The organism is Paenibacillus sp. FSL H8-0261 (assembly GCF_045040645.1).
Classification (GTDB): domain Bacteria; phylum Bacillota; class Bacilli; order Paenibacillales; family Paenibacillaceae; genus Paenibacillus_AQ.
On sequence record NZ_CP150297.1, the window covers coordinates 5,846,880 to 5,868,421 of the forward strand.

The 21,542-nt window shown below is 44.2% G+C and carries 21 protein-coding genes and 1 other annotated feature; of the genes, 12 read left to right on the plus strand and 9 right to left on the minus strand.

Annotated features, from left to right (window positions below; all coding sequences use genetic code 11):
• Positions 1–13 precede the first annotated feature (13 nt).
• Positions 14–946 carry a heme o synthase gene (gene cyoE, locus MHI27_RS26015; RefSeq protein ID WP_042191612.1) on the minus strand — a complete coding sequence of 311 codons (933 nt, stop codon included), beginning with the start codon at positions 944–946 and terminating at the stop codon, positions 14–16.
• Positions 947–1,187: 241 nt separating this feature from the next.
• Between cyoE and MHI27_RS26020 the strand changes: the two genes are divergently transcribed.
• Together MHI27_RS26020 and MHI27_RS26025 are read left to right on the plus strand one after the other, a co-directional pair.
• A complete protein-coding gene (locus MHI27_RS26020; RefSeq protein ID WP_405174992.1) occupies positions 1,188–2,189 on the plus strand; it encodes a metal-dependent hydrolase in 1,002 nt (333 codons plus the stop codon).
• A 109-nt stretch (positions 2,190–2,298) separates the two neighbouring features.
• Positions 2,299–2,487 carry a hypothetical protein gene (locus tag MHI27_RS26025; protein ID WP_042130914.1) on the plus strand — a complete coding sequence of 63 codons (189 nt, stop codon included), beginning with the start codon at positions 2,299–2,301 and terminating at the stop codon, positions 2,485–2,487.
• A 1-nt stretch (position 2,488) separates the two neighbouring features.
• Here MHI27_RS26025 and trpS read toward each other — a convergent pair whose 3' ends face one another.
• Complete coding sequence (gene trpS / locus MHI27_RS26030) at positions 2,489–3,475, minus strand: tryptophan--tRNA ligase (RefSeq protein ID WP_076285259.1); 987 nt, start codon at positions 3,473–3,475, stop codon at positions 2,489–2,491.
• A gap of 62 nt (positions 3,476–3,537) precedes the next feature.
• Positions 3,538–3,777: a binding site (T-box leader), on the minus strand.
• A gap of 134 nt (positions 3,778–3,911) precedes the next feature.
• On the opposite strand from trpS, the gene MHI27_RS26035 reads away from it, so the two are divergent.
• Both MHI27_RS26035 and MHI27_RS26040 read left to right on the plus strand, forming a co-directional pair.
• The gene (locus MHI27_RS26035; RefSeq protein ID WP_405174993.1) at positions 3,912–4,886 is read left to right on the plus strand and encodes an aldose 1-epimerase; all 975 of its coding nucleotides are present in this window, start codon (positions 3,912–3,914) and stop codon (positions 4,884–4,886) included.
• A gap of 203 nt (positions 4,887–5,089) precedes the next feature.
• Entirely contained in the window at positions 5,090–5,320 is a 231-nt protein-coding gene (locus tag MHI27_RS26040) for an alpha/beta-type small acid-soluble spore protein (protein WP_042130917.1), read from the plus strand.
• 149 nt (positions 5,321–5,469) lie between these two features.
• Here the strand turns inward: MHI27_RS26040 and MHI27_RS26045 are convergent, their stop codons facing one another.
• Together MHI27_RS26045 and MHI27_RS26050 are read right to left on the minus strand one after the other, a co-directional pair.
• Positions 5,470–5,880, minus strand: a complete 411-nt coding sequence (locus MHI27_RS26045; protein WP_076285261.1) for an O-methyltransferase — start codon at positions 5,878–5,880, stop codon at positions 5,470–5,472.
• 361 nt (positions 5,881–6,241) lie between these two features.
• A complete protein-coding gene (locus MHI27_RS26050) occupies positions 6,242–8,041 on the minus strand; it encodes a M3 family oligoendopeptidase (protein WP_405174994.1) in 1,800 nt (599 codons plus the stop codon).
• A 118-nt stretch (positions 8,042–8,159) separates the two neighbouring features.
• Between MHI27_RS26050 and MHI27_RS26055 the strand changes: the two genes are divergently transcribed.
• Both MHI27_RS26055 and MHI27_RS26060 read left to right on the plus strand, forming a co-directional pair.
• A complete protein-coding gene (locus MHI27_RS26055) occupies positions 8,160–8,351 on the plus strand; it encodes a YycC family protein (protein WP_149645011.1) in 192 nt (63 codons plus the stop codon).
• Complete coding sequence (locus MHI27_RS26060) at positions 8,348–8,578, plus strand: hypothetical protein (protein ID WP_042130921.1); 231 nt, start codon at positions 8,348–8,350, stop codon at positions 8,576–8,578. The genes MHI27_RS26055 and MHI27_RS26060 overlap by 4 nt, the downstream gene beginning before the upstream one ends.
• A 92-nt stretch (positions 8,579–8,670) precedes the next feature.
• Here MHI27_RS26060 and MHI27_RS26065 read toward each other — a convergent pair whose 3' ends face one another.
• Both MHI27_RS26065 and MHI27_RS26070 read right to left on the minus strand, forming a co-directional pair.
• Positions 8,671–9,381: a DUF2225 domain-containing protein gene (locus MHI27_RS26065; protein ID WP_341051791.1), complete on the minus strand. Its 711-nt coding sequence runs from the start codon at positions 9,379–9,381 to the stop codon at positions 8,671–8,673.
• 36 nt (positions 9,382–9,417) lie between these two features.
• Complete coding sequence (locus tag MHI27_RS26070) at positions 9,418–9,801, minus strand: globin (protein WP_042191628.1); 384 nt, start codon at positions 9,799–9,801, stop codon at positions 9,418–9,420.
• 412 nt (positions 9,802–10,213) lie between these two features.
• Here MHI27_RS26070 and ylbJ point away from each other — a divergent pair, with 412 nt between their 5' ends.
• From ylbJ to MHI27_RS26090, 4 genes are all read left to right on the plus strand, one after another.
• Complete coding sequence (ylbJ, locus tag MHI27_RS26075; RefSeq protein WP_341129136.1) at positions 10,214–11,476, plus strand: sporulation integral membrane protein YlbJ; 1,263 nt, start codon at positions 10,214–10,216, stop codon at positions 11,474–11,476.
• 76 nt (positions 11,477–11,552) lie between these two features.
• Positions 11,553–12,356: an NAD kinase gene (locus tag MHI27_RS26080; RefSeq protein WP_042191633.1), complete on the plus strand. Its 804-nt coding sequence runs from the start codon at positions 11,553–11,555 to the stop codon at positions 12,354–12,356.
• A gap of 157 nt (positions 12,357–12,513) precedes the next feature.
• Positions 12,514–13,698, plus strand: a complete 1,185-nt coding sequence (locus MHI27_RS26085) for a stalk domain-containing protein (protein WP_339267067.1) — start codon at positions 12,514–12,516, stop codon at positions 13,696–13,698.
• A gap of 20 nt (positions 13,699–13,718) precedes the next feature.
• A complete protein-coding gene (locus tag MHI27_RS26090) occupies positions 13,719–15,158 on the plus strand; it encodes a S41 family peptidase (protein ID WP_405174995.1) in 1,440 nt (479 codons plus the stop codon).
• Between the two features lie 126 nt (positions 15,159–15,284).
• Here the strand turns inward: MHI27_RS26090 and MHI27_RS26095 are convergent, their stop codons facing one another.
• Both MHI27_RS26095 and lipA read right to left on the minus strand, forming a co-directional pair.
• Positions 15,285–15,902 (minus strand): YutD family protein, encoded by a 618-nt coding sequence (locus tag MHI27_RS26095; protein ID WP_081951311.1) that lies wholly within the window; start codon positions 15,900–15,902, stop codon positions 15,285–15,287.
• A gap of 310 nt (positions 15,903–16,212) precedes the next feature.
• Positions 16,213–17,118: a lipoyl synthase gene (gene lipA, locus MHI27_RS26100; protein WP_042191639.1), complete on the minus strand. Its 906-nt coding sequence runs from the start codon at positions 17,116–17,118 to the stop codon at positions 16,213–16,215.
• 294 nt (positions 17,119–17,412) lie between these two features.
• Between lipA and MHI27_RS26105 the strand changes: the two genes are divergently transcribed.
• A complete protein-coding gene (locus MHI27_RS26105) occupies positions 17,413–18,486 on the plus strand; it encodes a M23 family metallopeptidase (protein WP_081383020.1) in 1,074 nt (357 codons plus the stop codon).
• A 170-nt stretch (positions 18,487–18,656) separates the two neighbouring features.
• Here MHI27_RS26105 and MHI27_RS26110 read toward each other — a convergent pair whose 3' ends face one another.
• Positions 18,657–20,357 (minus strand): alpha amylase N-terminal ig-like domain-containing protein, encoded by a 1,701-nt coding sequence (locus tag MHI27_RS26110; protein WP_405174996.1) that lies wholly within the window; start codon positions 20,355–20,357, stop codon positions 18,657–18,659.
• A 121-nt stretch (positions 20,358–20,478) separates the two neighbouring features.
• Between MHI27_RS26110 and MHI27_RS26115 the strand changes: the two genes are divergently transcribed.
• Positions 20,479–21,510, plus strand: coding sequence for a LacI family DNA-binding transcriptional regulator (locus tag MHI27_RS26115; protein ID WP_076285269.1), 1,032 nt, complete (start codon positions 20,479–20,481; stop codon positions 21,508–21,510).
• The last annotated feature ends 32 nt before the right edge of the window (positions 21,511–21,542 follow it).

The following is a 21,542-nucleotide window of genomic DNA, read 5'->3' on the forward strand; positions in this document are numbered from 1 at the left end:
ACCCTCCCTCTTCTTAACCGTGAATCGTATTCAATACAAGTACGATCAAACTAACTGTCAGGTAGTTAATGGAGAAGAGGAAATTCTTCTTCGCCCAGACTTCATCATCTTTAGCCTTAAAGCCCATCAAGGTCAATACTAACCAAGCCAAGGACAACGCTGATGAAATGATTAGAAAAAATATGCCTGCGTAATCGTAGGCGTACATTAACACTGGAATAGGCAGCAAAAGGGCTACATAAGGAATCATCTGAAATTTCGTACGTCGCGTCCCTTTAACTACAGGTAACAATGGAAATCCTGCCGCTCTATATTCTTCTTTACGTCTAATGCCCAACGCCCAGAAGTGAGGGGGTTGCCATAGAAACAACATGGCAAAGATCAGCCAAGCGCCTAGATCAACCGTTCCTGAAACCGCAACATAACCAATTACTGGGGGCATTGCTCCAGAAATCGCACCTACGGAGGTGCTCCATGTTGATGTCCGCTTCAACCAAAGCGTGTATACTACTACGTAAACGAACATACCAACAATTCCAAACAGACCGGCAAGCATACCTGAAAAAGCAAACAGCACGATCAAACCTGCAATACCAAGCCCAATGGCGTATAATAACACAGTGTTTGGTTTTAGTCGTCCTGTAGGAAGCCCCCGTTCTCGGGTTCTTTCCATCTTCATGTCCAGATCCCGGTCGAAATAGTTATTAAAAACGCAGGCCGAAGCCATAACCAGCATTGTACCGAGCAGAGTCAGAACTAATCTGCCGTAATGAACATCCCAACCCGAGGCCAACCAATATCCCGCAAAGGCGGCAATAAGGTTAGATCGGATAATACCGGGTTTTGTTACAGCAATGAAATCACGCCAGCTAGCACCTTCCGGTGGAGATTTTGCAGACATGGCTGCAGAGTCGGAAGAAGCTTGAAATGTTATATGATTGTCCACACCTAATGATCCTCCTTCTAAACGAACATGTAACGTTCTAACCGAAGTTTTTTAACTTCGCTGTTAACTTTATCATAACAAACCCGTGAAGACTTTGACAGTCATGGAACAGTAAGTTCATGAATTCGACAATTACGTGACAATATTTATTTTGTATTTATTTCAATCCCCTTAATAACCAGAGCTGTATTTGGGTAATTATTAAATAGAGAACTTCCGAACAACAAAGGAGAACTGACCAATGGATACTGCTACACATTTAGTTATGGGCCTAGGCTTAGCTGGGCTTTCCTTCGTTGATGCCATCGTTGCTTCTGATCCGAAACTGGCCGGGGCTGTTATGCTGGCAACAGTGCTCGCCTCTCAGGCTCCTGATGCCGATACTGCGCTACGACTGAAGGACAATGCAATGTATATTCGAAATCACCGAGGAATCACACATTCTCTACCCTTTCTAATTCTGTGGCCCGCGCTGATTTCCTTCGTGTTAGGGCCCTTATTTGGTTTTACTGATTTACAAGCTCTAAGCCATATTGCGCTCTGGAGCTTCATTGGTGTAGGTGTTCACGTATTTTCTGATCTATTTAATACCTATGGCACTCAGGCTGCACGTCCATTCACGGAGAAATGGATTGCATGGAACATCATCCACATTTTTGATCCATTTATATTTGGTAGCCATATCGCAGCCATCCTTCTCTGGATCACCGGGATCATTCCACCGCAACCTTTATTTATTACGCTGTATGCCTGTACTATTCTTTATTATATTTGGAGAACCGTCGTTCACGCACGCCTTACGCGTAATATCAAACTCAAGGATTTACATCATAATGCCGGCGAACGTTATATTGTAATCCCTACAATTTCACTAAAGCGCTGGAACGTAGTAAAAGTGAAAAAAGATGGCAGCTATGATGTTGGGCAGTTAGTCAATAACCGACTGGAATGGTTCAAACATGCTGTATGCTCGACTCATCCCGCTGTGGAGATATCCAAGTCGCACCCTGATATTCAGTCCTTTCTATACTTCACCTCTTATGCAGTAGCCGAAGTCGAGGAACTTCCTTCAGGATATATGGTTCGCTGGGGGGACGTACGTTATTTACATCGCAAACAATACCCATTTGTGGCTGTATTAGTGATGGACAATCAATATCGACCTTTAAATACTTATGTAGGTTGGCTTAGCAGCGAGAAGCTCGACAAACGATTTTCCATTGACCCTGGTTCTTTACGATGAAACTGTAGACTTACGCAGAGATCTATTCTATAATCACAAAAAAATCCCGGAGTATTATTATCATACTCCGGGATTCATTTTAGCAGACATAGAAAGGAAGGCTCTCTTAATGGGTAAAGGACTTTCACTTTGGTTCGCTTGTTCTTCTATTCTTATTCTTACTGCCGCTTCAATCGCGATCAGTTATAGCTTTTGGTTGGCACTTCTGCTCGGATTTCTCTGTGTTATGAATATTGGCTGGGGATTTATCCTCAAGGCCAAGATCAGACGCAAACAGGAAAGCCTAAGCGCTGATTAGATTAACGAGCTGGCAGAAATCCCATTCGCTCTTTAACTCCATTCAGCGTCTCTGTTGCAACAATGCGCGCACGATCAGCACCTTCTGCAAGAATATCTGTGATCGCACCCGAGCTACGAATTTCATTGTATCTTTGTTGTAAAGGCTCAAGCGTAGCTACAACCACTTCAGCAAGATCTTTCTTAAAGCCGCCATACATTTGCCCTTCATAACGATCGGCAATTTGCCCCAGTGTCATTCCAGAACATTCGGAATAAATACTCATCAAATTACTGATCTCTGGCTTATTAGCTGGATCAAAAATTACTTCACGTCCTGAATCAGTCGTTGCACGGCTGATTTTTTTACGGATTACGTCCGGTGAATCTAACAGAGCAATGTAGCTGCCTGCGTTTGGACTGCTCTTGCTCATTTTTTTGGTGCCATCATCCAGAGACATAATACGTGCACCCACCTCTGGAATGTACGGCTCCGGAATGGTAAAGAATTCGCCAAAACGATTATTGAAGCGACCAGCTAAATCACGAGTCAGCTCCAAATGTTGTTTCTGATCTTCTCCAACTGGCACAAGATCTGCATTATAAACAAGAATATCTGCTGCCATCAAGGAAGGATAGACGAATAAACCAGCGCCAACAGAATCTTTACCTGATGATTTATCTTTAAACTGGGTCATACGCTCCAGCTCGCCCATTGCTGTAAGTGTCGTCATGATCCAGCCCAGTTCAGCGTGTTGTGGCACGTGCGACTGCATATAGACATTAGAACGTGCAGGATCAATTCCTGCTGCAATAAAGAGGGCCGCTACGGACTCTGACTGCTCACGAAGTGCCGCAGGATCTTGTGCTACAGTGATTGCATGCATATCGACAACCATAAAGAAACATTGATGATCATCTTGCAGCTTCACAAAATTTTTCAGTGCTCCAATGTAGTTCCCCAGTGTAAGTGAACCGCTTGGCTGAATGCCTGACATTACTTTTTTCATAATATAGACCTCCGTTTGATGTCATTTCTAAGTTTCCGAGAACGCAAAAAAAAGCCCCATCCGCAAGGGACGTGAGACCGTGGTGCCACCCTTATTCGCTGCTTAATCTTGTTTAGACAAGAAGAAAACAGCCTTAGTCTTCCGTTAACGGGGAAGATCCGGCCGGTCTACTAGGGCATTTAGCTCCCGTTCAAGCTCGGCGCTCAGGGGTCCATTCATCAGGTTTGTCCTACCGGTTCGCATCAACCACCGGCTTTCTGAAGGTGCAATACCTGCCTACTTGTCCCCGTCATCACATTATCATCATGAATTAATGCCTTCATCATAGAACCATAAAGAGAAGTTGTCAAATCACTTAACCACTACCGTATAAATCTGTTATGATAAGGTTATCCATGTTCTATTCGATTACAGTTACGATAAAGGAGCATATCTCATGAAACAGGTGACCAAAGGGCAGTGGGGCGGTTATGATACTTATATTTTGCACAGCCGTGAACTGGAAGTCACGCTTTTGCCGCGACTAGGAAATAACGTGATTTCATTGTTTGATGTAAAGAAACAACGGGAAATTCTACGGCGGCCTGATGAAAGCGATCAAGCTTTCTTTATGCAAAAACCTTACCATTTTGGCATGCCGCTATTAATTCCACCCGGAAGAATTCGCAAGGGCCAATTTCAGTTCGAGGGTACAAGTTATCAATTTGACCAGAATACCGCTAATGACAATCATATTCATGGTCTACACCGAACTCAGGCTTGGTGTGTCAGCGATATTGAAGAAGATGAGGATGGTTGCGCGGTCACTACTGAATTCCGAACGGAAGATGATCCTCACTGGATGGAGCAATTCCCTATCCCACTTAAATTCGAAATGACGTTTAGGCTTCAGGAAGCCCGATTTACCCAAACTTTAAAGGTTACAAATCTTGGAGATCATCGAATTCCTTTTGGGATCGGTTATCACACCTGGTTTATGATTGATGGAGAACCTGAGCGCTGGAATCTTAAGCTCCCAGTAAATAGTATTTATGAACTGAACGATGAATTGCTCCCTAGCGGCAATCTGATTCCACTTGGTGATCTGGAAGCCTTGAACACCGGAATGAACATGCAGGGAACTAATTTTGATACTGCTCTACGTATTGGAGAAAAACAGCCTGTAGAAGCCTTATTATTACGCGATGATGGTTATGGCCTTCGTTATACTGCTGACGAGAATCTATTCCGTCACTGGGTGCTATATACCAAAGGACCGGCTGATCAATTTCTGTGTGTTGAGCCCTATACATGGCTCGCGAATGCACCGAATGTATCCGAGGATACTTCCTTCACAGGTCTTTTAACGGTAGAACCCGGTCAGAGTCAGAATCTATCCACCGTGCTGGAAATGATCTATCCTGAGATTTAAAGCAGATATACATTATATCGGTCTTGCCTTGCGATTACGTAAGGGAAGACCGATTTTTTTTGTGTAATCCCTAGTAATAAAGGATTTCTATCCTCACTTTTATTTCACTAATAATTACCATCCTTAAAACCTTTCGAAGTGATGCATGAATTAACCTCTTAGCGCTCATACTATCTTCACAACGGGCGAAGGAGGTGACACACATGGGTCAAGCAGGTCAAGGTCGTAGCAGCCGTTCCAATAACCTGGTCGTTCCTCAAGCAACTGCGGCATTGCAACAGTTGAAATATGAAGCAGCACAGGAGCTTGGAGTAACGATCCCAGCTGACGGTTATTACGGGAACTACACTTCTCGTGAAACTGGTTCTCTGGGCGGTTACATCACTAAACGTCTAGTACAACTGGCAGAACAACAACTGTCTGGTCGTCAGTAACAACGTTATCTTAAGTGTTTTATCCGGCTAGGGCGATATCAAGCATAAAGCCTAAAGCCGAGTAGCTTTTGAGCCCTCTCACACTTCTTTCCGAAGCTGTGGGAGGGTTTTTGATTTTCACAATTATTGAAATTTTATGTAAACAACGCTTAACCAAAAAACTGTTCGGAACTTTCAGCAAAGGCATTACGAGGCGATCGAATCATTAGATTCGCCATATTATAATTGGACTCCAACGTAGCATCTACAATCACCATTCCCTGTCTAATGGCGAATTCATAAGAAATCTCACCATGCGTCCAACGCCGCTTGTATTTCAGGCTTTCCAGCGCCATTAGTCGAAAAGAAGACTGTTGTCCATCTGTCATCCCTTCTTTTGCATCAGTGAATCCCCCGCTTCGCCCAGAAAGAGGATTATGTCGTATCCCGAATTTTCCGATCATGTTATTTCGTATTTGCACAAAAACCGTACCAGAAGTTAATCCCGATAATTCTTCCTGCAGCTCCTTAAACACCATATCCATCTGTCTCGCTAATGATAGTTGTTCCGTCTTAAGCATTACTTCTCCTCCTAAAAGTTTTGTGAGCATAGCTTGATTTGAGTGCACTTCGCAGAACTGACTTCGTAAGCGCTTGCTTATTTTTGTGAGTTTAGCCAAGTGGTACTCTAGCGTGCCTTATATAAGGCTTAAGACTCATTATAGGTTACTAACAAATGGCAAACAACATTATTCGGCAAAATTGGGTTATTATCCCTATATATGCGCGAAATCCATAGATTAATCGCATATTTCTTTTTATAAATCGTGATTTTTCGACATTTTATCATTAAAAAAAGCCCTTGTATCAGGGGCTTTTGCGTGTTCATGCTGAAAAATTGTTGTTTTTTCTACCGCTAAATTTGTCTTAGTTTAGACTTTTTCAAACTAATTGCTCCGTCATCTCCAAGAACTCATTAATGTCAGCTACAATCAGATCTGTAGCGCCTTGCCAGAAGTCCGGCTTCGTAAGATCCACACCCAGATGCTTAAGTACCAAATCCTCTAAAGTCATCACACCAGTATCTTGCAACAAGCTATCATATTTGTCTGCAAAGGACGCTCCTTCTTGCAGAGCCAGTCGATACAAGCCTGTGCTGAACATGTAGCCAACGGTGTAAGGGAAGTTATAGAACGGCACATCTGTGATATAAAAATGCAGTTTAGAAGCCCAGAAATGAGGATGGTATTCCGAAAGCACCCCACAGAAGGCTTCCTTCTGTGCTTCCACCATCAATTCAGACAGCTCCTCAGCATTTACAAGGCCTTCCTTACGTTTCTCATAAAAACGAGTCTCGAATAAGAACCGAGCGTGAATGTTCATAAAGAAGGCTACGCTGTTTTGAATTTTCGTTTCAAGCAACGCCAGTTTCTCTTCAGCGTTGCTAGTGGCTTTAACCTGAGCGTCAGATACAATGACCTCTGCGAAGGTTGAAGCAGTCTCTGCAACGTTCATAGCGTAGTTCTGATTAAATACAGGTTGATCATCCAGCAAGTAAGAATGATAAGCATGTCCCAGCTCATGTGCCAAGGTTGAAACATTGGAAGTAGTACCGCTATAAGTCATGAAAATCCGCGATTCCTTACTCTCAGGGAAGGATGTACAGAAACCTCCAGGACGTTTTCCCGGACGATCCTCAACCTCAATCCAGTTATTATCAAAAGCACGCTCTGCAAACTCTGCCATCTTCGGACTAAATTTGCGGAACTGGGTAACGATATCTTTAGCGGCCTGATCATATGGGATTTTTCCTGAAGATTTACCCACTGGCGCTTCGACATCTACCCAGGAAAGAGCATCCAGTCCAAGCAGCTTAGCTTTACGCTGAAGATAGGTCACGAGTGCAGGCTTGCTATTCGTAATCACGTCCCACATCGCATTCAAAGTATCTTGTGACATACGATTGATGCTCAGCGGATCTTTCAGAATATCTTCCCAACCTCTTCCTTTATAGAGCTTCAGACGGAAGCCTGCTAAGTGATTCAAGGTATCCGCACAGTTATCTGCTGCTTCGGTCCATGCTTCTTCCCATTTATGGAACATGGATTGACGTACTTTCGGATCTGGATCATCCAGCTTGTTAAAAGCTTGACCTGCGGAGAGCAGCTTTGTTCCTTCTTCATCCTCAAATGGGATCTTAATCGAGCTTACAATCGTATCATAGTGCCCGCTCCATCCATGATATCCGTCAACGGCTAGTTCAAGCGCTAAGCTTTCCAACTCTGGGCTCATCTTCTCACGGGCCAAGTCACGGCTCTCGCTCAGCACGAACGTTAATGGAGCAATCTCCGGACGTGCCATCCACTCTGCCCATACCTTGTCTGTAGTCTGACGAAGCACGTTACTGAATTGTGAGCTAATGCCTTCGAATCCGGCACGCATACTTGTCACTCGAGCCGCCAGTCTTACCGCACCTTTGTCCATTTGATTCTGAGCGCCCAGACAGTCTGCGAAGGAAGAGACCTCCACAAGTCTTCCTGAACAGCTCTGAAGCAGTTCTATAACCTCGTCCAGCGCCTTTGTAGACTCAACATCCGTTGGAGCTACAGCATTCTTCACCAGACCCTGTAAGGCTGCAATATCTTGTTCAAGATTCTTTAAAAAGCTTTCTAACTCAGTAGAGGACGATCCTCCAGGAAATATGGAATCAAGTTCCCAAGTCAGTGATAATGGTTGTTTCATGTCTTCTCACCATTCCTTTGCTCTCATTTGGTTTTCTTTGTAATTGACTTAACACCATGGTAAAGTGAATAACGATACCGGAACATTCATAGCCGATAAACTTTAGGAGGGCATCCATATGAAGCCACTACAAATTTCACCGGAAACAGCCATAACGTTATCCAAGCAACTAGGCGTTCCACTGGAACACTTGATGCATATGCCCCAACATATTTTGCTACAAAAAATAGCTGAGCTATCCAAAAAGCAGAATTCACCGCAAGCTGAGGATGGAAATGAAGAGTCTCCTTCTGGGAAGGGTTCACAATGATTCCTTTTAGTCATACCTGGCCTTATGACATTATTTTAGGCGATATGTATGTGCAGTATTGCCCTTTCTGCAACTCGGAGAATGTTCTTCTCCCTATGAAGCCAAAAGAATTGCAAATCGTTCGTGACGGCAAGAAAAAACTACTTGTCTTCCCATGTTGCAGCGCCAGTCCCACAGTTGTAGATAACGACGGAGATTACCTCCTATTCGATCGGGCAGTCCGATAAATAGAAGGTCATCTAAATCCCAATCTTACCATTTTTATAAAGCGCAGACGAGAGCATTACTCTCTTCTGCGCTTTTTGTTGTTCGTGAAGCTTTAAGAACCTGAAGGCAATCCATCGGCATCAATATCTACAGCTTCGCCGCGCATTTGCTCTCTTAGCACAACCCACTGCTCCCTTGCAGCTCGAATCATCGCAGCATCCATAATCTTCTGATCATTAATCAGGCGGGAGAACCACATTACAGCCACAGAGAACTCTCCGATGCGCCGGTTAAGTTCGCCGATAAGATACATGAGCCGGGCATCATTGCCAGCTATTCCGTCTTTTTCGTATACCTTCACATATTCAGCTAATGAATAGCGCAAAAAGCGTTGTTCCTGTTCCGTATTCCCTTGATACCGATACAACCAGGCAATGTGATGAAGCAGACTTGCAATAATTCGATCCTTATCGTTAATACTTTGAGCGCATAAAAGCGCCAGTTTATAGGTCTCAAGTGCAGTTTCCCAGCTTCGTTTATCCCCAAAGTCACGGCTCTTCCATCGTTTTCCTACCTGTTCATTAAATGTTTTTCGCTGCAGATCCGTCAGCTTGTCCGCTGAATTTTCTGTAGAGGCAAACCCACAACTCGGGCAGACACGTACAACATAATAATCCGGATTCTCGTTTTTGTAATATGCGCAAAAATCAGCATCGCGGCGGATAGCCTTTTTTAGGCTAGGGCGTACGCGAGAGGTTGAAAATTCATGTTCACAATTGCAACATTTGACCTTAATAGAATATAGGGGTATTAACTCTGGCAAGTACTCTCATTCCTTTCAGGATCAACCTGTCCCTTATTATTCCTGGGGCATGTTAACAAAATGATGTGCGGGACCTGCAAGACGGCTGAGCACGAACGAACGTAGCGGCTCTTCTACGCCGGTCTCCTCAAGCGCCTCTTTCATACACTGCAACCATTCTTCAGCACGTTCTGGAGTAATGGGAATATGCATATGCCTTGCTCTCATCATGGGATGTCCATGCAGTTCTGAATACAATGGGCCACCGCCAAAAAACTGTGTCAGGAATTGATACTGCTTCTCCAGAACAGGAGAAATGTCTTCAGGAAATAACGGACCCAGCTGCGGATGAAGCTGCACTTTGGCATAGAACACTTCCACCAATCGATGTAGCGCCTCAGCTCCTCCTAGGTTCTCATATATACTCTCATTTGGATTCATTGAGGTTACCAGCTCTCTTCCATATTAATGAAACGTTTCTTACTTTATTATACCAAAAAAAAGCACGGCTCGGATATCCGTCGAAAGTGCCCCTAAACGGCAGAAAAAAGACGCTAAACTATAGTTTAGCGCCTGGAGGTTATTGTCAGTAGGTCCGAAATTCTTCATCACCTGAAGGGACGAGAGAGACCCGGATCACATATACAAAAGCACAAACGAGAACTCCGGCTACAACGCTCATCGCCATCACTCCATCCCATTTATTCTTGTAACAGAGGGTGCATTTCTTATTTACATAATATCATATTTCGAACGAAAAAGCACCGATTTATGTAACCGCTTCCTTTATTTTTTTTGTGCTGTTTGTCCTTCTTTTCGCATACATCTAACCATAGATCAGGAGGCGTTAATTATGACTTTTAAAAAGATTGGCGGCCCACTGCTGGGAATAACATTGGCAGGCTGTATGCTGCTGATGTTGCTTCATCCGGAGGCATCCCTTGGCGCAGCCTTACGAGGCCTGGCCATCTGGTGGGATGTGTTATTCCCCTCCCTATTTCCATTCTTCGTCATATCCGAAATCATGCTAGGCCTAGGGATCGTTCATCTCTTCGGTGCACTGCTCGATCCATTGATGCGCCCTCTTTTTGGTATACCAGGTAGCGGCGGGTTTGTCGCTGCGATGGGATATGTATCAGGATATCCTGTTGGCGCTAAATTAACCGCTAAGCTGCGGGAACAGAATCTGATTAGCAGAGTAGAGGGCGAACGATTAGTCGCTTTCACAACCTCCTCTGACCCAATCTTTCTGTTAGGTGCAGTATCCGTTGGTTTCTTTCGAGACGCATCGTTGGGGCTCATCCTAGCCCTCGCCCACTATGGGAGCGGTTTGATTGTTGGCTTGCTAATGTCGTTCCATGGACGCAAAGAACAGAGCTCCCCCTCCCAAGACCCATCCATAACTAGTTCTACTGCCCCCTCTGTTCCAGCCAAAAAAGGTTTTGGAAGAATCCATGCAGCACTTCTTGCCATGGAGGAGGCTCGGCGCAAAGATGGACGGAGCTTTGGGGAGCTATTAAAGGGAGCAATCCAGTCCTCGCTAAAGCTTATTATTGTCGTAGGCGGTTTGGTTGTATTCTTCAATGTGCTAATGGAACTGCTAGCCCGTGCCGGTATCCTATCCTCCCTCTTTAACATGACCGGACATCTTGTGTCCCTTGTAGGTGGTCCTCCAGAACTAGCTCAGGCTCTCATTAGCGGATTCTTTGAGGTGACAATCGGTGCCCGTTCAGCAGGTGAAGCCGCAGCTTCCATCCCGCTTCAGTTCAAGGTAGCGGCAGCTGCCTTCATTCTCTCTTGGGGCGGATTATCTGTACATGCCCAGGTGGCAAGTATTCTGAACGGTACCGGGCTGCGGTATCTGCCATTTTTGACTGCACGGCTAATTCACGCCATACTCGCATCAGGATTGGTCTTGCTGCTCTGGAACCCTGTGATGAAAACAGGGCTGTCTACCGCATGGGTATCATTACCAGTCTCTGCTGCCTTTACTCCTTCTGCCTCAGGGATCACGGCAAGCCTCGCCCTGCTGAGCCTATTATTAACTGCTGCAATTCTAGTCTCACTGCTTATCCCTGTATTCATGACAATGATTCGATGGGTACGGCGAAGTTGATTAACATATTGTGTTCCGGGTCAAGATTGATTATGATCGGTGTATGACTGAATTATACAAAAGGAGCCTGTACATCTTGAGATATTATGTTCTGGACCGCGGTGATGAACTATCAATCAAACTTGCCGAGCAGTTTCACAAGCTGGCGGCGGAGCGGGACCTGCAACTGGATGCCGAGTCTCCCGAAATCGTCATCTCTATTGGCGGAGACGGCACAATGCTGCACGCTTTTCATACCTTTATCGATCAAATCCCCAATCTAGCCTTCGTAGGTGTGCACACAGGACACTTAGGCTTCTATGCGGACTGGCAAGCGGAAGAGCTACCCACCTTAATCGACTACATGTGCGGAACCGAGGATTCTGAGCCTCAGAAACCTCGTATCGTGAAATATCCGTTGCTTGAGCTGGAAATTCACAAGAAATCCGGTTCTTCGTCCCACATTGCCCTAAATGAATTTACCCTTAAAGGGGTAGATGGAACTATAATGATTCAAGTTGACATCAATGATGTTACCTTCGAAATGTTCCGGGGTGATGGGCTTTGTATTTCTACTCCTTCTGGTAGCACGGCCTATAACAAAAGCCTTGGGGGAGCCATGGTTCACCCATCTATAGAAGCGCTGCAGATTGCCGAAATCGCCTCAATTAACAACCGCGTATTTCGAACAATGGGGTCGCCATTACTACTGCCGAAGCATCACCATTGCGATATTCTTTCATGTAAGGATCAGCGCTTACTACTCACGATAGATCATAACAATATCCCAGTAGATGATCTGATTTCAGTACGCTGCCAAGTATCGGACAAGAAGGTCAGTTTCGCCAGGTACCGTCCTTTTCCGTTCTGGAACCGTGTACGTGAAGCTTTTTTAGTTTAAGATTAACCTTCGATCCAACGATTTTCAGTGGCTGGAGATATCCATTTCTCCGGCTTTTTTGTGTGACAAAACTAACACCAACTGATAGACTGAGAGAGAAGCCAAATGGTATAATGAGGCTATTTTACAAAGAGTTACATAAAAGGAGAGAGTACTGTTGAAAAGATTTTTATCCCTCTTAAGCATAAGTCTACTGGCCCTCATACTTGCGGTCCCGGCTTTTGCAGCATCGAAACCAATTGATGTTTATATTAACGGAAGTAAGGTTTCCTTCACCGCTGGATCCCCATACTTAGCGAACAATTCTGTACTTGTACCTTTCCGGGTTGTCTTTGAGAAGCTTGGACTTCAAGTTCTCTGGGATGCCAAAACTGGAACGGTAACAGGAAAAAGTTCAAATCTTGCGATTACCCTCAAAATTGGCAGTAACCGCGCTACTGTTAACGGAACCGTTAAAAAACTAACCACTGCACCAGTTTCCTCAGCCGGCACTACATACATCCCTTTGCGTTTTATCGCAGAGGCAACCGGGGGCACAGCTGTCTGGAATTCTACCAGTAGAAGTGTACAAATTACTACTCCTGTCTCCAAAGGTAAGGACGAAGCAGCCATTACAGCATTAATCCGTTTGTCTAATCAATATTTCAATGAAGAAAAAGCGACTAGCTTCTACTCCCTTATGGATCCGGAGTACTCTTACACGGAATCAGTGGCCGAACTCAATGAATCTTTTAAAGCTTTTGACATAAAGAATACTATTGATAGCTTGGAAATCCTCGACATTACAGCTGACGAAGCCACTGTGTATACGCTTGAAAGTTCACGCAGAATAGGTGGGACTTATACTCCAGATACAGAGAATGAATACGTATATACCCTGGTCCGCAAGAACGGAAGCTGGAAGATTTCATCCGTGGAATCCCAAAGCTCGACCGTTCTCCTTACTCATGAACAAGGTATAAAACCAGCAGCCAACATCCCTCAAAACGATGCGGATGCCATCAAAGGTACTATTAGCAAGTATTATCAAGCAATGAACGAACAGAATCCTACAGCAGTTCTTTCCACGATGACTTCATATGGAGAAGAATATGATTCCTCTCTCAAGGCAGATTTGGATGATTTCTTTGCTTCGTATGATATTACCTATACTCCAGGCATTTCAAATATTTATTATTACAGTGCCAAAGAAGCTGCTATATATGTAGAAAGCAAAGACAAGGAAGCTAGTGAAGAGGAGACTTATGAGCAAGGCCTCATCTATATTCTATCCAAGTCGGATACTGGTGTATGGACAATCGATGACACATATAGCATCTACAATAAACTTGTGAAATCCTAATAAAAAGGGTGTTTGATTCCATGAAATCAAAAAAAATAATAAGTGCACTGTTAACCAGCTGTCTAGCTTTATCTATTACATTTGCTCCACTGGCTTCCGCTGCAGATGCCGCTAAAGCTTCCACAGACAACAGTGATCTTATTAATGAAGTAATGAAGCTATTAGAGAACTATAATCTTTCAGATGTAGATAAAGATATTTTGATTCGCGGAGCAATTGACGGCATGGTGAACACACTGGATGATCCATACAGCCAATACTTCAATTCCGAGGAAGCGGCGCAATTTGAACATGCGGTTGATCTCGAATACGTTGGCATCGGTGTTAAACTTCAATATACGCCAACAGAGCTCTACATCGAAGAAATCTCTCCAGGTTCTCCTTCTGAAAAGGCAGGCTTGAAACGCGGCGATACGATTCTCAAAATCAACGGAATACCTGTTGACGAAACGGATGATTCGGAACTAAGTGGAGCCGCGGGCACTAAGGTCACCCTGCTGATCCTCAGAAATGGTGTCACAAAATCTTATGTTGTCACCCGAAATGAACTGAACTCGACTTCCGTTTTTGGAACCCTCATTGGTCCGAAAATTGCCTATATTTCGCTAAGTGGTTTCACACAGAATTCTGATGAAGAATTCGCCGCTATGCTGAAGAAGATGCGTACAGCGGGAATGAAATCCATGGTGCTTGATTTACGTGATAACTTGGGTGGATACATGGATTCGGCATACAACATTGCCTCTAGTTTTATGGATAAAGGCATCATGATGTATACCTCTGATCAAAGTGGCGCGTTAACTCCTGTAACGATTACTAGTGGCAGCAAAATCGGTGTGCCCGTCGTAATTCTAACCAACGAATACACTGCAAGTGCGTCAGAAGCTCTTACGGGCGCCCTGCGCGACAACAAGCTGGCTACTGTTGTAGGCACTCGTTCTTACGGCAAAGCGCGTATTCAAAGCCTACTTCCAGTGTCTAATGGCGACATGCTGAAATTGACCACGCAGAAATATCTAACACCTAAAAAAGAAGACTTTAATCATATTGGTCTCGCACCGGATATTGAGGTAAAAGGGAAAACTGCACAGTTGATTACCGCCCTGCAGATTGCTGGAATGAAGACTTTAGAAGTCACCGGAGATCATCATATCTTAAATATCAACGGGGTTCCTTTTGCTGGTAATGTTGGTCTTGTTAAGCAGGGCGATAAAACTTATGCTTCATCGCTGGTGCTGGCTGCGCTTGTCGAGGGCGAGATCACCTGGGATGCCAAGAACAAGAAGATCATCGTAAAGAGCGGAACAGGCACATCTACCGGCTTTACGCTTTCCTCCAAAGAGGCGCTATCTCAGAATGGTGAGACCTACATTGAATTAAATGCCTTTAAGAAGAAGTTTCCGGCACTCGTATGGAGTTACAATGCTACACAAAAGCAATTGAAATTATCTATAAAATAATCCATAAGAAAAGGCAGAAATTCTCCAGAGATGGGGTTTGCTGCCTTTATTATTTGTACATATCTATTCAAAAGAAAAAAGCTGTCTCATTCGTAGAAGGACTCTACTTATGGTCAGCTTTCATCGTTAAGATTGTGGATTTTCTATGTTTTGTGTGTTTTGTGTGTTTTGATTATTTTGAGGCTTTTGTGTGTTTTGGGGTTTTTGGGATTGACCTTGTGGTGGTCTGCTTTGAAATTCCTTTTTGGATTTCTTCCCTTGCGAATCTTTACCCCGGTGATTTCGGCTTTGATGTTCTCTCAAAGGTCTATCCTTAGCAGAAGTCATCTCTTTAAATGCAGCAGATGAATTCGAACCTTGCTTAGATGATGTTTCTTTAGAGGAGAGCTCCTTATCTATAGCCGCTCCATCATTATCTTCAGCTTCTAGCTCCGAATCTTCTTCCTCACTCGGCTCTGGTATTTCTTTGATCAGAATATCCTTGAACAAACCTTCTTGTGGTACCTCTTTTAACTTATGCAACACAAAATATGCGCAGCCAAAATTGCAATATTCATTAATATAATCGACCATGCCAGAAATCGCTGTATCCCGATTCACCTTTGGGTGGTTGTCCCGATAAAAACCTTTCAAACGCAGCTGACTGTAACCCCAGTCACCAATAATGTAGTCGTATCTTTCCAGCACTTCGCTATATCTTCCGCGAAACGCCTCCGGATTCCAACCATCCTTATGATCTAACATTAGTTCGTAGCCTTTTCCGCCTATAACGATCAAACCTTTTGTCGCCTGCCTTTCGAAGGAAAGTATTTTCGTTGATTATGCCGTCATTTCCGAGAAATATTGGGCTTTCGGTCGCTGTTGTTGATTAATTTCTTTTATTTGAACCGCATTCAGCGGTGAAATTAATCAACAAAGGCGAACGCTAACGCTCCTACAGCTCCAACATTTCTCTCCAATGACTCAAATCAACGTTTTTTTATGTGTAACCTAGGGGTGGGAGACTCAGATCGCTTCGCTCCTTCAGCCCCCTGCTACCTTGAAAAATCAAAAATTAACTAGAAGAAACCGTGCGCTCCTCACGAGCTTGAGCGGCAGATTTCACCTGCTCATGCGCACGATAAGAGCTGCGAACAAGCGGAGCTGATTCCACATGGCTAAAGCCACGCTTCAATCCCTCTTCCTTAAGCAGTGCAAATTCCTCTGGTGGATAATATTTCTCCACATTCAAATGCTTTGGAGAAGGCTGCAAGTATTGTCCTAAAGTCAATATATCACAATTTACGGCTCGTAAATCATCCATTGCTTGTAAAATCTCATCCCACTCTTCACCGACTCCAAGCATAATGCTTGATTTGGTAGGAATATCCGGCTTCATTTCCTTAGCTCTGCGCAGCAGTTCCATCGAACGGCGATACTTCGCTTTAGCCCGAACACGGTCTGACATCCGTTCCACCGTCTCAATATTATGGTTAAGAATGTCTGGATTACTGTTCATAACAATCTCTAGACTATTCCGTTCTCCCAGGAAATCTGGAATCAATACTTCAACACTACATAACGGAAGGCGTTTACGAATTGCCGCTACCGTCTCAGCAAAAATCTGGGCGCCACCATCCGCAAGATCATCACGGGCCACACTGGTCACCACGCAATGGCGAAGGTTCATTCCCTCTGCAGCTTCTGCTACACGTTCAGGCTCCTGCAGGTCCAGCTCTGTCGGCAACCCTGTATTCACAGCGCAGAAACGGCATGCGCGAGTACATATATCACCAAGAATCATAAAGGTAGCCGTTCGATTTGCCCAGCATTCATAAATATTCGGACACCTAGCTTCTTCACATACGGTATGTAAAGTTTTAGAACGCATCATGCTCTTGATTTCCTGATAGTTATCACCGGTAGTTAGCTTGATTCTAATCCAATCCGGCTTAGGCTGCTTTGCTGTTTTATTCGTCAAAATAATAAACCCCGCTTCCTCCTGAATGTGATGCTGCAGATGAAAGATGCTGCCTCATATTATACCATGTGCGCTTTACAATTGCCTGTTTTTGTGAAATATGCAGGGCATCTCAACTTCGATTCCGGCGAAGAATTTACTGGTACCTTTAGACAAGAACGGATAAAAAGTAGCCTTTTGCTTCAATCTATAATAAAAGCTTTATCCGAAGTGCCTACATTCAATTCTACGCCCGGACAAAAGGAGGCTGTTATCTTGCTGGCCCTATTTAAGAATACTAATAACCGGAGAACTATGTTATGTCTGTCCGCGGCCGCTATCCTTTGGGGTGGTTTAGGCCTTCCCGTTCCAGCAGCTGCAGTACAGGCTACAGTCCAACCGGTGGAAAGCAGCGGCAATTCTGTTAATGCTAGCAAAGAATCCATATGGTCTGCCCGTAGGGGGATTTATGATCAACTGAGTGCAGCCACTGGAATCCCTTGGTTTAGATTCGCAGCCATTGATCAATATGAACGCACCATCGCCAAAAAAGGTTCCTCAGACAAACCCGTCACCAACCGTCTTACTGGAATCATGATTCCAGCACCCGTATGGTCCGGTCCACTCAACCCGGATCAGGAGGATACTTCTCCTGAATCCATCACTTTCTTTAACGGCTTCGGCCGTGATGGCTCAGGTGATGGAATCGCCGATCCAGAGAATGATGCTGATGTTCTATATAGTATGGCTAGACACTTGCAGAAATATGGTGATTCACCTAATGATTTCAGCATTGGCATTTGGGAGTATTATCACAATGGTCGTGCCTCTCAGCGCATAGCTCAGTTCGCTAAGCTATATGAACATTTTGGTCGGCTTGACCTGTCAGGTAATGCTTTTCCACTTCCCTTAAGTAATTCTTATTCTTATCGTAGCACTTGGGGAACCGGCAGAAGCTGGGGTGGGGCACGTATTCACGAAGGGACTGACCTCTTTGCACCGCAAGGTATGCCGGTACGCAGCACCTGCTTTGGCTTAGTGGAAACTAAAGGCTGGAACCGCTACGGTGGCTGGAGAATTGGAATTCGTGATATCGAGAACCGTTACCATTATTACGCCCATTTATCCGGGTATAACAAATCCATTTCTCGTGGAGATATCGTCTCACCAGGTGAAATCATTGGCTGGGTTGGCAGCTCAGGTTACGGAAATCCAGGAACACAAGGGAAATTCCCGCCACATCTACATTTTGGCATCTACCGTGACCGAGGGATTACTGAATGGGCTTTTGACCCTTTTCCGTTGCTAAAACAATGGGAGAATCAGGAGTATAGAGACTTAAAGAACAAAAATAAAAAAAGTGCTACAAACAAGGAAAAACGCCTTTAGCGTCCCTAAAGGACGGTCAGCGTTTATGCGAGAAATATAAGGATAATGTATAGCGTGAAACTTATACTTTCTTATATTTAAAAAAAGAAACGGCTTCGCCATCCTTTGGAGATGACACCCGTTTCTTGATGAATAAGGCCCCTTCTTTTGAAGAGAGGCCTTATACTATTTTAGTACAACATTAAACATCCAAACGGTTTAATGCTCACTATAAGCTTGTTATTATTTTTAAAAGTAGCTCCTGACAGTAAATCGGTAAGCAAATTCTTATCCGAACGATATACATTAAGCTCAAGCTCGTACGCGTTCGGAGAATTATTGATAATTAAACCTATCTTCTCTTGATCCATTCCCCGTGTATAACCGAAGACATTACGGACTTCATCCGTGAACCAAGGACGAAACTTACCTTTTCGTAGAATATCACAGCTTTTTCTTAGGAAAATTAGCTCTTGATACCACTTCAGCAGCGCTGTATTTTGAGCTTGCTCTTGCCATACCATAGCTTTTCTACAGTGAGGGTCCGTAGCTCCTTCCATCCCAACCTCATCCCCATAATAGATCATCGGAATACCGATATAAGTCATCTGAAAAAAAACTGCCAACCTCATGCGCTGTATTGCCGTACTCTCGCGGTCCCAGCCACGCCCCCCCTCCTTACACGCTGTAAGAAAACGCAACGTATCATGACTGCCAATCAATTGAAACATAGCCGAATTCGCCTGTTCATTATACAACGCCTCCTGATGGAGTACTTGCTCCATAAAGCGATCTGGCCCTGTTGACTGCTCTGCAAAGAATTCCAGCACGGCATCCCGAAGCACATAATTCATGCCACCATCGAATTGATCCCCTCTAAGCCAAGGCCCAGATGCATGCATTATCTCTCCAATGAGTAGAATTTCAGGAAATTCAGACTTTAGCTCTTGCCGAAACCGGGACCAAAAAGCCGGGTTGACCTCATTCGCTACATCAAGACGCCAGCCGTCTATTTCTGTTTCACGAATCCAATACTTGGCAACTCCAATCATATAATCTGCCGTCTCGGGATGATCCATATTCAGCTTAGGCATATGCGCTTCAGCTTTAGCGAATGTCTCATAATTCGGGGCAGGCGTCTGTGTTACGGGAAAAGAACGAATAAAGAACCAATCTTTATATGGAGACTGCTCGCCTTTTTCCATCACATCTTTAAAAGCAAAGAATTGATCTCCCGAATGATTAAACACGGCATCCAAAATGACCCTAATTCCATGGCGATGTGCCTCACTGACTAGCGTCTTCAATCCATCTACATCGCCAAATGCAGGGTCGATCTTATAATAATCGGAGGTGTTATATTTATGCTCGGAAGGAGACTCAAATACAGGCGTCATGTAAATAGTGTTCACACCAAGCTGCTGTAGATAAGGTATTTTGTCCGTAATGCCTTTTAGAGTTCCACCATTGTAGCTGCTAGGATAAATTTGATAGGTCACCGCATCCTGGCTCCATAACGGTAACTTCAAAGCCTCAGAATGGTGAAGATATGCATATTGAAAAGAACCTGCACGCTCCCGATTCTCCGACGCGCCCCTCTCTCCATACCAGATATACTGCCCCGCAGCATTCGCTATATGGAATAGATATCTGCTTCTTCTAGTGCTGGTCTGAATAATTGCTTCATGAATCTCATAAATACCGGCCGACCCAATCCGCTCCATCTGCAAAGGAACTTCTTGCCCCGGAGAATCATAACGATCCGAGTGGATTACGGTACAGGATAATTGCTGTCCAGCTTGTGTAAATAATCTGAGCTTCAGGGTCCCTGTACCTACAGAATAGGCAAATGGATCTTCACTTGTATGATATACAAACCATGATTGAGGCATAACTTATGGACTCCTTCTATACTTTTATCGTTCTATCTATCTGTTCATACATCATTAGAGAGACTGCTAAATTTGTGTTATTATGGTTACAAATACCGTTTTCAAGTTATGAGGGACGACGATGAAAGTAACGATTTCTGATATTGCTAAAGCAGCCAATGTGGCTAAATCTACTGTATCTAAAGTACTAAATGATTCCCCAAAAATATCACAGGAAACGAAACAAAAGGTTCGAGAGATTATGAAGCAAATGAACTACACGCCAAGCAGTATTGCTACTGGGTTAGCTAGACAAAGCAGCTGCAATATTGGCTTACTGGTCGATATGTCTAAAGAAAGTGAGTTTCTGAACCAATTCTTCTACAACATTATTGGTGGAATCGAGAGCGTAATTGCACCTTTAAAATACGAGCTGACCATTTCCAATGTGCAACATAGCAGTCCAGAAGGCCATTTTCTAAATAGGCTTGTGTTTAGCAAACGTGTCGACGGTATTATTGCCAACAACTCGGTGCTGACTGAAGAGCTATCTGAAGAACTGAATCAACTGGAGTTTCCTTACATCTCCATTGGAGAGATTATGACCCCCGGAAGTTGGGTTGATTTCGATAATGAAGCAGGCGGCAACATGCTGACCGAGCATCTCATCGAACAAGGTTATTCAAAGATAGCCTTCATAGGCGGGCAGCAGCAGGAAAAAATTTATACACATCGCCTAGGTGGATACTTAAGCGCATTACAGCAGGCGGATCTTACCGTTCCTCAGCAATGGATCATTAACTGCAAGGCTGATGAACATGATAGCTATCATGCTGCACTTGAGCTTTTGCAGCGTGAAGAACGGCCAGACTCTGTGGTGTGTATGAACAGTTATGTAGCCTTTGGGGTGCTTCAAGCCGCAAAAGCACTCGGAATTGATGTTCCATCTGAACTCGGCATCGCCGCTTTCGATGAATATCCGCTGTCCCGTTATACAACACCTCCTTTAACTTCGCTTAATATCGATACGTTTAAGCTGGGTGTATCTTCAGGGCAGCTGCTGATGGAGCGCATTCGTGGCAATGATGCACCCCACAAGCATTTGCTATTAGAGCCAGAACTAATTCCTCGTGAATCCACGATGAGAGCTAAATTCTCTGGAGCAACTTCATAATTGGACTACTTTTCTATTGTATCTTCTACAAT